Below are 11872 nucleotides of genomic sequence, written 5' to 3' on the forward strand. Positions count from 1 at the left end.
CCCTATGTACAAGGTCCCTCTTTTTTGGCTGGCTAAAATGTAAATGTAAAAGTTTTCTTTCATCTGCAGATTTTATTTAGAGAAAATGGATTCCCGCCTTCGCGGGAATGACGTGTCATGGTTTAGCTTATTACCCGTAAAAAGTTCCCCCATTTTTCCCAAAACAATCAACTACCACTTCGTAATAACAGTTTTTGCTTTTCTCTTAAAGACTTATCTTCGGTTATACCCTATTTCTGGGGGAACTCCTGATTTTAGAAACGTCCTAATCTTGCCAAAATAGAAATGTCCTTTTTTATGTTATTGTCTCAATGCAGGTGTCATTCCCGCTTCTTTTTCTGTCATTCCGACCCCGGCCTCCTCGCCTTGCTGAGCGGGCGAAGCGGGAATCATTCCTGCTACCGTTTTCCGTCATTCCAGCTTGTCTGGAATCCTTTTTGGAAGAAAGATTGCGGCGATCCTCGACAAGCGAGGACAGGCTCTGCCGCAATGACAGGAAAGGGACAAGCCCGCATGACAGACAGGGATGGTTTAAAAGGCTTTAACCCTGCATCCCTGGTGATATAAAACAAGTGTCAACAAACTACCTGACGGCCTCGATTCTTACAGCAATAGTTGGAGACTCTCCATTTATAGATAAATGGGTCAGTATATTTACCCTTGCATGTGGGAAGTGCACAGGGACAAATACTATACCCCCAGGGACCTCCTCAGAGATTCTGGCCTTGAGATATACCGAGCCCCTCCTTGATGTGACTTTTACAAAACTGTCGTCATGAACCCTGTATTTTTCCGCATCTACCCTGTTTATCTGAAGAAAGGCATCTGCTAAGACGTGGCTGAGGCTCTTTGACATAACTGAGAGTGCGCCTGAGTGCTGCATTATATTGCCAGTTACCATTGAGACAGGGAACTCTGTATCAGGGTTTTCTTCTAACAAATAAGGGACAGGGTTAAATGCCAGCTTTTCATGGACATCTTCAGGTTTTATCTGGTTTATCTCAGCCCTCAGGGCCTCAATATCTTTGGCACCGATGTCAGCACCCATAACTCTGGAGAGGTTTCTCAATATCTGCCAATCGGGGATTGAATCCCCTGTGGTTCCAACAATCTTATGGACTCGTTGCAGCAGGCCCTCTGTGTTTATGAAGGAGCCGTCTTTTTCTGCCCAGCTTGAGGCAGGCAGTACAACATGGGCGAGCTTTGCCGTATCTGTTAGATAAATATCCTGAACAATGAGGAGTTCAAGACCCTTAAGCACTTTCTCTATAGATGTAACATCAGGAAATGTAACCACAGGGTCTTCACCCATGATATAAAGGGCTCTGATTGCCCCAGGCTTATAGAGCATCTCTGATATGTATTTCCCTGAGATGCTTTCTACCTGCCTGTATCCTGGAGACATGCCAGGATTTACGCCTATCTGCCATAACCCGTATGTATTGCAATATTCTGCCGGCATCTGAAGGGCAGAAGGGCCGTCACCTGTCAGTATTACAAGGTTAGCTGCAGCAAGTGCAGTGTTCAGTCCTTTTGTATTCTCAGATGCGCCGATGGTAAGAGCAATAAGCCTGCTTTTAGCTAAGGCAAATTCCTTTGCTACCTTCATGAAATCATCTTTCTTTACCCCTGTAATCTCTGCTACATTCATCGATGTATAATCCTTTAACATTTCCAATAGGGAAGAAAAACCCGGGACTGAAGGCGCCTTCTCCCTGTCATAAATGCCTTCATCTATTATGACTTTCATTATGCCATTAAGAAGCGCTACCCCTGTACCGGGTTTAATTCTTAACCACTGAGAACTGTGGCGTGAGAGTTTTGTTTCTCTTGCATCTGCCACTATGAGGTTTGAGCCCTCTCTCCTGGCTCTGAGGAAATTTAGCCCCCAGACAGGGTGAGTTGATGTGATGTCAGACTCAATTATCAGGATGGCCTCTTTGCCGATTGGTGAGTCGAGCCGAACCGGCAGTGCATTGAGGCCAAAGGCTATTTTGGCAGCCTGTTGAATTTTGGCATAGCCGAAACGTGCAGAGGAGTCTATGTTATTGCTTCCAATTACCTTCCTCATGAACTTCTGAAGCATGAAGTTATCTTCTATGGTGCATCTCGGAGAACCAATTGCACCTACAGAGCCAGGGCCATGGGACTTTACAAGAGCCTGAAGCCTTGTTCCTATATAATAAAGGGCTTCCTCCCATGATGCCTCTTTTAGCTCGTTGTCTTTTCTTATCAGAGGTGTCTTTATGCGGTTTTCTGCATAAAGATAATCAAAGCCAAACCTGCCTTTGCCGCACAGGTTGCCCTGATTGACACCTTTTCCTTCAACTCCCCTTGCCCTGAGTATTTTTCCTTCTCTTATATCCAGTGTTACAGTACAGCCAACGCCGCAGTAAGGGCAGATGTTGTCATGTTCTTCAAGAAACCATGCCCTCGCCCTGTATTTGAAAGGCTTGCGCCCTAAGGCTCCAACAGGGCAGGCATCAATGCACTGGCCGCAAAACTCGCAATCGAGGGTCTCCTCAAAAGCAGGGCTTACCTTGGTTTTAAAGCCGCGGCCTATTAAATTAATAGCCCCGACTCCCTGTAACTCTCCGCATATCCTTACGCACTTGCCGCATAGGATGCATCTATTCGGGTCCCTTTCAACGAGGGGGCTGCCTGTATCAGCAAGTTCGTGCTTTCTTTCTCCTTTAAAGCGGCTCTCTGAAGGCCCGTACTTAAAAGCCATATCCTGGAGCTTGCACTCACCTGCTTTATCACATATCGGGCAGTCTAATGGATGGTGGATTAGAATGAGCTCTAAGACTGTTCGCCTTGCCTTCTGGAGTTTTGGCGTATCTGTTTTCACAACCATACCCCCCTCTGCAGGAGTGGAGCAGGAAGCGAAGAGTTTTTTCTGCCCCTCGATCTCTACTATGCATAGCCTGCATGCGCCGTAGGGTTTGAGTCTCCGGTCATAGCAGAGATATGGTATCTCAATGCCGTTCTGAAGGGCTGCCTCAAGTATAGTTGTCCCTGGCTCTACCATAACCTTTCTGTTATTTATAGTAAGTTCTATCATCAATACGTCCTCTTCATAATTACTTTTCGCTTGTCACTAACATATGTGCTGGCCCTATTTTCACTGCACTGAATTTTGTAGGGCAGACCTCATAGCATGAACGGCACTTGATACAGAGCTCCTGATTGATTTTATGGGGCTGTTTTTTCTCGCCTGTGATTGCATTCTGAGGACATGCCTTTAAACACAGGCCACAGCCCTTACATGAGACCTCGTCTATGTAAAAGGTCACTAAATTCCTGCATACCCCTGCCTTACACCATTTTTCTTTTATATGTGATTCATATTCATCCCTGAAATATTTAATGGTAGTCAGCACAGGGTTTGGCGCAGTCTGTCCGAGACCGCAGAGGGATGTGGCGATGATATCGTTGGAGAGATCAACAAGTAGCTCTACGTCTCCTTCTGCTCCCCTGCCTTCAGTGATGTCTACGAGCTTATCCAGCATTACCTTGGTTCCAATTCTGCACGGGGGACATTTCCCGCAGGATTCATCGGTTGTGAATTCGAGGAAGAATTTTGCCACATTTACCATGCAGTTAGAATCATCCATGACAACCATTCCGCCAGAGCCCACAATCGCCCCTGTTGCTACGATAGACTCATAATCCACTGAAGTATCGAGCAGGCTTTCGGGGATACAACCACCTGACGGTCCTCCGAGCTGAACTGCCTTGAACTTATGGCCTTTTCTGATGCCTCCACCTATGTCGTATATAACGGTTCTCAGCGGCATTCCCATCGGGACCTCAATAAGACCGATGTTGTTTATAGCGCCTGTAAGTGCAAAGACTTTTGTGCCTGTTGATTTTTCTGTGCCCAGACTCCTGTACCACTTAGCGCTGTGGAGGATTATTAAAGGGATATTGGCAAAGGTTTCAACGTTATTCAGCACAGTTGGTTTATCCCAGAGGCCTTTGTGTGCTGGAAATGGCGGCCTTGGCCTTGGCATGCCGCGTTTCCCTTCTATTGATCTCATCAGGGCAGTCTCCTCGCCACATACAAAGGCCCCTGCGCCCTGATATATCTCTATGTCAAAATTAAATCCTGTGCCAAGGATATCATCTCCGAGAAGACCTGCCTCCCGTGCCTTTTCTATTGCTATTTGAAGCCGTTTAACAGCTAAGGGATATTCTGCCCTGACATAGATATAGCCTGTATTTGCACCTATGGCCTTTGCGCCAATAATCATTCCCTCAAGGACAACATGCGGGTCTGCCTCCATAACGCTCCTGTCCATAAATGCTCCAGGGTCACCCTCATCGCCATTACAGAGGATGTATTTTATGTCAGATTTTACCTTCGAACACAATTCCCATTTCAGCCCTGTTGGGAATCCTGCCCCACCCCTGCCCCTTAAGCCTGAGTCCTTCACCTCTTTAATAATCTCTTCAGGTGTCATCCTGGTCAGTGCCGTGGCTGCTGCAAAGTATCCATCCCTTGCTATATAGTCCTCTAAATTTTCAGGGTCTATTATCCCGCGGTTCTTTAATGCCCTTATAATCTGATATTTAAAAAATGGCACGTCTTTTATTGAAGGAACTGTGGTTTCAGATTTAGGGGTTTCCTCCATTAGCGAGGGGATGTCTGTTATCTCTATCCCGGAGACCAGGGCCATTTCCTTCGGGATATTCCCTCCCGTTACATGCTCTTTGAATATCTTTCTTGCCTTCTCTTCGTTGAGGTCGACGTATTTCACAGGCTGGCTACCAGAGGTCTCCACTGTTATCATCGGTTCTCTTACACAAAGGCCAGCACATCCAACAGGGATCAGGATGGTATCTTTTACATTGTTCTTTTTTATCTCATCTTCTAATGCATTGAGTATTTTACTGGCACCGGCAGCGGTCCCGCAGGTTCCAAGATGAATAAAAATTCTGCAACGATAGCCGTTTTTGCTTAGAGCCAGAGAAGCCTTTCTCTCATCTTTAATCCTCTGCAGGTCTTCCACTTTCAGTCTTTGCATTTATCCCCCTTATTCCCAGAAATGCCGATAGGGAAGTCAGAATCAGAATTTTTATAATCGACAGATTATTTATATCCTGTTTTATCCTTTTTAATTTCAATGTTTTTTTATCAATTCCATAACGTTCTTTTTATTAAGGTGTCGTATAAAAATTCTTCACCAGCCTTCCCTATCTGTCTTGTTTAGTTTTACTACATTTTTAGTCCCATCGCTATTTTTGGGCTTATTCGTATTCCTTGAGGATTTCTATTGCCTTTACAGGGTTTACAGATGCATGGGTTTCCTGGTCAACAACTACTACAGGTGCCAGACCACATGCACCGAGGCAGCGGACTGCCTCCAGAGAGAACTTTTTATTATCGGTTACTCCTCCAACATCAATTTTTAATTTCTCTTTAAATCTACTCAGTATTTCCTCTGCCCTTTTCACATAACATGCGGTTCCAAGACAGACCCTTATATTGTGTTTTCCCCTTGGCTTCATGGTGAAGAATGAATAGAATGAGACGACGCTGTGGACCTCGCTAACAGGTATGTTTAACCCTCTGGCAATATGTCTCTGGACAGAGGGTGGAAGATAGCCAATTAGCTCCTGTGCTTGCTGCAGCACGGGTATCAGGCTGCCTGGTTTATAACGATTTCGGGAAATTATATCCTCCATCTCTCGGGACCTCGTATCTACCTCTTTTTCTTCAGGGACCTCTTCTACATAGGCACTGGTTTTTATCCACGTCATGGCCCTGGAAGTTACATCTGTCAGGATGGCAGGCGAGAAAGGTTTTGGCAGGTAATCAATAATCCCGAGGTCAAGTGCATCCTTAATGGTTTCCTGAGACGGATAACCAGTAATAACTACGATTCCTGTTCCTGGCTTTGAGGTTCTTATCCACTTTATGAGGTCTATTCCGTCTATCTCAGGCATTTTTAAATCAGTAATAACGAGATCGTAGTCTCTTTTTTCGAGGATGCTTATGGCCTCTTTTCCGCTTGAGGCCCCATCCACGGTATAGCCTTCGGGCTTGAGAATCCTCTCACAGCTTTTTATTACTACAGGCTCGTCATCCACTATCAGGATATTGCCTGTCATAAATCTTCCTCCTTATTCCCCTTTTCTCCCTGCTTACTTAAAAAGGAAATACCCGTGCCAGCCACAGGAGCCAACCTTCTGAGAGATGCTCTTTTAACAGGGCACACATGACATCATTGGCCTTTGCGTTAATCTCTTTTATCTCAGCTGTCATCGGTGAGGAAAGTTCGTTAATCTGGCCTGTGCTTGTAAGCAGTCTGGCAAAGGGCTCACCGGCTTTAATGGTTTCTATATCCTTTATGAATTCTACATAGAGGAGGTTACCGCTTAAAGCCCAATACCTGAGGTCGCATCCAATTTCCCACAGCCCCTCTTTAGTCGGTCGTGCCCATGTCCCCTCTTTATAATAGATAACCGGGTTTTCGATATCCCGCAAAGGGACTATAGAGTCCCTGAACTCGTCAATAAAGGCCTGCCTCAATATCCAGCCCCTTTTATCAAAGGCCTTCTTGGCAACATTTATCATGAAGTCAGGAGTAAAGGGCTTTTCAATATATTCAAAGGCACCAAGTCTTACTGATTCTTTGGCATCCTCAAGGGTAGGATAGCCTGTTATAATAACAACGTCTGTTTTTGGTTGAATGACCCTTGCCTCCCTTAGCACGGTTATTCCATTTATATCAGGGAGCCTTATGTCAGAAATTAAGAGGTCAAATTCCTCTTTTGAAAGCCTTTTAAGGGCATCTTCTCCTTTTTCAACTGTTGAGATGCTGTAACCTTCAGCACCGAGAATTCTTTTGCAGCTAAGAGTTACAACAGGGTCATCATCAAGTACCAGGATTCTCCCCTTTTCCATGGTCAGCCTCCTTTTATTTATTCGATGAACCTTAAATTTTTAAAACGCAATACTAAACACTATCTGGCTTCAACTGCTCTTTTTACAACAGCAATAATGTCATCCGGGGTAAATGGCTTTTCTATATAATCAAAGGCCCCAAGCTTTATAGCCTGCACCGCTGTGCTTACAGTCCCATAGCCAGTTATTATTATGACCACTAACTGAGGCCAGCTCTCCTTTATTTTTTTAAGGACTTCAATACCATCCATATCCGGCATTTTCAGGTCTGTAAGGACGATGTCAAAGTTTTCTTCTTCAAGGAGCTTTAATGCCTCATCTCCCCTTGAGGTGGCCTCTACATCGTAGCCTTCAGGTGCAAGGGCCCGCTGGCAGCTTACCCTCACAATGGCTTCATCGTCAATAACAAGTATTCTTGGTTTGGTCATAATCCCTTAATTTACTTCAGCTATGGGCAGCCTTATAAAGAAGCTTGCGCCTTTGCCCCGCTCGCTCTTTGCTGTAATTGTCCCACCGTGTTCCTGGATAATTCCATGACTTACTGCGAGGCCGAGTCCTGTGCCCTTGCCCACAGGTTTTGTGGTAAAGAATGGCTCAAAGAGTTTTTCGAGATGCTCCTCGGGGATCCCGGGGCCGGTATCAGTAAACTCCACCTCTACAAAGGCTGTTTCGTTTTCAAAGACCCTGCGGGTTGCAACATGGATGGCCCCTCTGTTGTTCATAGCATCCGATGCATTAATCAGGATATTTAGGAAGACCTGTTGCAACTGGCTTAAGTCTCCTGCAACAGGTGGTAGTGTATCATCCATGTTTATTTCAAATTTGATATTATGAAAATCGGCCTTACTGCTTACCATGCGAATGGAGCGATTGATGACCTCGTTTATATTTAGCAGCCTCTTTTCTGATGGCGTTGCCCTGGAAAAACCGAGGAGCCCCTTTATAATCTTTGAGCATCTCTCTGCCTGCTCGATAATGACCTCGAGGTCTTCCCTGTCGAGTTTATTTTCTGGAGGGATACGTTTGAGCATCAGATGGGCAAATGTCACTATCCCTGTGAGGGGGCTGTTAATCTCATGTGCCACCCCTGCTGCCATTCTTCCCAGGGAGGCTAATTTTTCTGTATGTATCATCTGCTCATGGCTTTTTCTGATTTCTTCTGTCTTTTTAGCCACCTCTTCCTCTAAGGCCCTGGTCCAGCCCTCTAATTTCTCCCTTGCTGCCTTGAGTTCTTTAGTCATGCGAGTATAAGTCTGTGCTAACATTCCCATCTCATCCTTTGTGTTTATCTCCACCCTGTAGTCAAGCTCTCCAGATGCAACCTCTTTCATGCCGTCTGCTAAGAGCGTTACAGGTTTGGAGACTAATTTATATAAAATGAGGCAGAGAGACAGGGATAGTACAAATGCAAAAATTGCTCCAAAGACTGTTATAAAAGTCGTCTGCTTCCATATGGCCTTATCAATAAGGGACAAAGAGAAGTCCATTTCCATGAGGCCAAGGACCTTCACGTTCTTTGAATGGACATGACATTTAGCTGTATAGCATGAGGGTTCATTGTAAATTGGGGTTACAAATTTAAGTAGCCTTTCTCCCTGCCCCTCAGTGATTATCCATGGGGCCTTTTTAAAGACAGTAAGTCGTTGCGGCTCGATCCCGAGGGGATGCCTGATAGGGCTCACATGACAGCTTTGACAGGTTGGGTCACTCTTGTCAACAAAACTTCCAATATCATCCACCTTAGATGAATAAGCGATTTTCCCCTCCGGGTTAAAGATCCTGACTTTTCTGATGCCTTCAGCAATGCCTATTGCCTTAATGGTTTCCTGTATGGTCTCTCTCTGGTTGTTTTGCATTCCATAGTGAGTGCTTTTTTTTGTGAGCTCAACAAATGAGCCAGCATACTTTATCGCCTCATCCATTAGTTTTTCTTTAGTATAAAAGGTGAATACATACCAGGCAATACTGCCGCTTATAATAAAAAGGGAACCTATGAGGACTAAAAGTTTGCCTGTAAGGGAATGGAGTGACTTGCCAAAAATTTTCATGATTTATATTAACTATTATATCATGATTAAGGTGTTTGAGAGATGGGCTTTTTGATATTATGTGAGCTATTAAATATCCAAAACTATATATTTAAATTTTAAAACCAGTTAGCATTGACATAATTATTAAGTTTTAACTACAATTTTACTCTTATGCCTGGTTCCTATATCCCGAGTGAGTATTTCCCTGTATTAGTCTTATTGGTGCTTGCCATGGCTTTCGGCCTTGGCTCACTTTTATTCGGCATCCTTGTAAGGCCGAAGAGGCCGTACCCCATAAAGCTTTTCCCCTATGAATCAGGAAACCCTCCTGTTGGAGAGCCGAGATATAGATTCTCAGTAAAGTTTTATATAGTTGCCATGCTCTTTGTTATATTTGATGTCGAGGCAGTGTTTCTTTATCCGTGGGCTGTTGCCTTTGATAGGCTTGGCCTTTATGGGTTTATAGAAATGGTAATCTTTATCTTTATCCTCCTTGTTGGCTATATTTATGCATGGAGAAAAGGAGCTTTGACATGGGACTAAACCCCACGCATCACGCATCACTGGTTAAGGTTGAAGAAGGGGTTATGGTAATACCAGGGGCGAACACAATTGTTACATCCCTCGATAAGATTATAAACTGGGGGAGGAAATCTTCGCTCTGGCCGATGACCTTTGGACTTGCATGCTGTGCAATTGAGATGATGACAACAGGCTCGAGTCATTACGACATTGACCGTTTTGGTGTTATCTTCAGGGGTTCTCCAAGACAGGCTGATCTGATGATTGTTGCAGGGACTGTCACGAAGAAGATGGCTCCGGTAGTGAGGCGCGTCTATGACCAGATGCCTGAACCCCGGTACGTAATCTCAATGGGTAGTTGTGCGTGTTCTGGAGGCATCTTTAATACGTATTCTGTTGTTCAGGGCTGCGATACCTTTGTCCCTGTAGATGTTTACATCCCTGGCTGCCCTCCAAGGCCAGAGGCCCTGATGGAAGGTATAATCAAACTTCAGGAAAAGATTGAAAAGGAATATTTCAGATGGAGCCCCTGGAGGTAAAGAAGTTAAGAGTTAAAAGTTAAAAGTTATGAGTTATGAGTTCGTGTATTATGCATTACGGATTACACTGAGAGGGATAAGGTGGAATCAATTCAAATAGCAGAAAAGATAAAGGAGAAATTTCAGGAAGATGTCTTAGATATTGTCCAATTCCTTGACCAAGTGTCCGTGATTGTAAGAAAAGATAGGATAGTCGGTATATGCCGTTTTCTCCATGACGATCCAGATCTCTATTTTGACTATCTCGCAGACATCTGCGGTGTTGATTATCCTGACAGAGAGATGAGATTTGAAGTGGTGTATAACCTTTACTCTATCAAGCACAGACATAGAATTCTGTTAAAAGCATTGGTAAAAGAGACCGATCCCTCAATAGACTCGGCTATGCCTGTGTGGATCGGGGCCAACTGGCACGAGAGGGAAGTTTATGACATGTATGGGATTACCTTTAATGGACATCCGGATTTAAGACGGATCCTTCTGCCAGAGGACTGGACAGGTTATCCGCTCAGGAAGGATTATCCATTAAAGGGCCAAGAAGAATACAGGGGCTATGAGGAAATAAAAAAACTTCATAGCCATGATGGTGAGTGGGGAATGGGGAATGGGAAATGAGAAATGAGAAATAAGAAATGGGAAATAGGAAATAGGAAAGTGGAACACGTAGAGAAGATATTAGAGACAAGAGAGCTGACAGTCAGCATGGGGCCTCAGCATCCTGCCACGCACGGTGTTTTGAGGCTGGTCCTCGACCTCGATGGCGAGACCGTTGTTAAGTGCACGCCGCATATCGGTTATCTTCACAGGGGGGTGGAGAAGCTTGCAGAGCACAGGAGTTATCTGCAGATTATTCCCATTACTGACCGCCTTGACTATATCTCCTCAATGGCCAATAACATAGGTTACTGTGTTGCAGTAGAAAAACTCCTCGGTATTGGGGTGCCTGAGCGGGCGCAATTTATCAGGACAATAACAGCGGAGATGACCCGTATATCGAGCCACATCCTCTGGCTTGCGACTCATGCCCTCGATATCGGCGCTATGACTGTTTTCCTTTATTCCTTCAGGGAGAGGGAATGGATTATGGATTTATTCGAGCAGCTCTGTGGGGCAAGACTTACAGTAAGCTATCCAAGGATTGGTGGAGTAAGGAATGATGTCCCTGACGGGTGGTTGGAGAGCCTTTACAAGTTTACTGAAGAATTCCCATCGAGGATACAAGAGTATGAAACCCTCATAGACCAGAACCGTATATGGTTGCGTAGAACTAAAGGGATTGGTGTTATATCTGCTGAGGAGGCCATAAACTGGGGTTTGAGCGGGCCTACACTCAGGGGTTCTGGAGTCCCCTATGATGTGAGAAAATACATGCCTTACGCTGTCTATGACAGGATTGACTGGAAAGTTCCCACTGGCAAGAATGGAGACATATATGACCGCTATAGGGTCAGAATGGAGGAGCTAAGGCAGTCTAACCGGATTATACGTCAGTGTATCGAGAAAATACCCGAAGGCCCTATAATGGCAGATGCCCCGAAGTTTGTGCTTCCCCCTAAGGATAGGGTCATGAGTGATATAGAACATCTTATCCATCACTTTGTCCTTCTTACAAAAGGCCCCATGACTGTCCCTGAGGGTGAGATCTATGTCGCCACCGAGGCACCAAAAGGAGAGCTCGGATTTTATATTGTAAGTGATGGCACAGGCAAGCCTTACCGTATGCGGATAAGGGCTCCGTCTTTTGTCCACGCATCAGTTCTTCCAAGGCTTTGTGAGGGTGGTCTTGTTGCCGATGTAATTGCCAATATAGGAACTATCGATATAGTTTTAGGGGAATGTGATAGGTAACAAAAGTGAGAAGTGAGAAG

At 44.8% G+C, this 11872-nt stretch carries 10 protein-coding genes; 4 read left to right on the plus strand and 6 right to left on the minus strand.

Annotation, left to right across the window (positions count from 1 at the left end):
- Nucleotides 1-583: 583 nt before the first annotated feature.
- The 6 genes from nuoG to HZC12_09120 form a co-directional block, all read right to left on the minus strand.
- Nucleotides 584-3064: an NADH-quinone oxidoreductase subunit NuoG gene (nuoG, locus tag HZC12_09095; GenBank protein MBI5026857.1), complete on the minus strand. Its 2481-nt coding sequence runs from the start codon at nucleotides 3062-3064 to the stop codon at nucleotides 584-586.
- A gap of 19 nt (nucleotides 3065-3083) precedes the next feature.
- Nucleotides 3084-5030: an NADH-quinone oxidoreductase subunit NuoF gene (nuoF, locus tag HZC12_09100; protein MBI5026858.1), complete on the minus strand. Its 1947-nt coding sequence runs from the start codon at nucleotides 5028-5030 to the stop codon at nucleotides 3084-3086.
- Between the two features lie 223 nt (nucleotides 5031-5253).
- Nucleotides 5254-6117: an NAD(P)H-dependent oxidoreductase subunit E gene (locus HZC12_09105; GenBank protein ID MBI5026859.1), complete on the minus strand. Its 864-nt coding sequence runs from the start codon at nucleotides 6115-6117 to the stop codon at nucleotides 5254-5256.
- Nucleotides 6118-6154: 37 nt separating this feature from the next.
- Nucleotides 6155-6913, minus strand: a complete 759-nt coding sequence (locus tag HZC12_09110; GenBank protein ID MBI5026860.1) for a response regulator — start codon at nucleotides 6911-6913, stop codon at nucleotides 6155-6157.
- Nucleotides 6914-6972: 59 nt separating this feature from the next.
- The gene (locus tag HZC12_09115; protein MBI5026861.1) at nucleotides 6973-7341 is read right to left on the minus strand and encodes a sigma-54-dependent Fis family transcriptional regulator; all 369 of its coding nucleotides are present in this window, start codon (nucleotides 7339-7341) and stop codon (nucleotides 6973-6975) included.
- 6 nt (nucleotides 7342-7347) lie between these two features.
- Entirely contained in the window at nucleotides 7348-8961 is a 1614-nt protein-coding gene (locus HZC12_09120) for a HAMP domain-containing protein (protein ID MBI5026862.1), read from the minus strand.
- A 153-nt stretch (nucleotides 8962-9114) separates the two neighbouring features.
- Between HZC12_09120 and ndhC the strand changes: the two genes are divergently transcribed.
- From ndhC to nuoD, 4 genes are all read left to right on the plus strand, one after another.
- Nucleotides 9115-9486, plus strand: a complete 372-nt coding sequence (gene ndhC / locus HZC12_09125) for an NADH-quinone oxidoreductase subunit A (protein MBI5026863.1) — start codon at nucleotides 9115-9117, stop codon at nucleotides 9484-9486.
- The gene (locus HZC12_09130; GenBank protein MBI5026864.1) at nucleotides 9456-10004 is read left to right on the plus strand and encodes an NADH-quinone oxidoreductase subunit B; all 549 of its coding nucleotides are present in this window, start codon (nucleotides 9456-9458) and stop codon (nucleotides 10002-10004) included. The genes ndhC and HZC12_09130 overlap by 31 nt, the downstream gene beginning before the upstream one ends.
- A gap of 81 nt (nucleotides 10005-10085) precedes the next feature.
- On the plus strand, nucleotides 10086-10619 hold the full coding sequence (locus HZC12_09135) for an NADH-quinone oxidoreductase subunit C (GenBank protein ID MBI5026865.1): 534 nt from the start codon (nucleotides 10086-10088) through the stop codon (nucleotides 10617-10619).
- Between the two features lie 3 nt (nucleotides 10620-10622).
- A complete protein-coding gene (gene nuoD, locus HZC12_09140; GenBank protein ID MBI5026866.1) occupies nucleotides 10623-11852 on the plus strand; it encodes an NADH dehydrogenase (quinone) subunit D in 1230 nt (409 codons plus the stop codon).
- The last annotated feature ends 20 nt before the right edge of the window (nucleotides 11853-11872 follow it).

The sequence above is a fragment of the Nitrospirota bacterium genome (genome assembly GCA_016214385.1).
GTDB lineage: Bacteria > Nitrospirota > Thermodesulfovibrionia > UBA6902 > JACROP01 > JACROP01.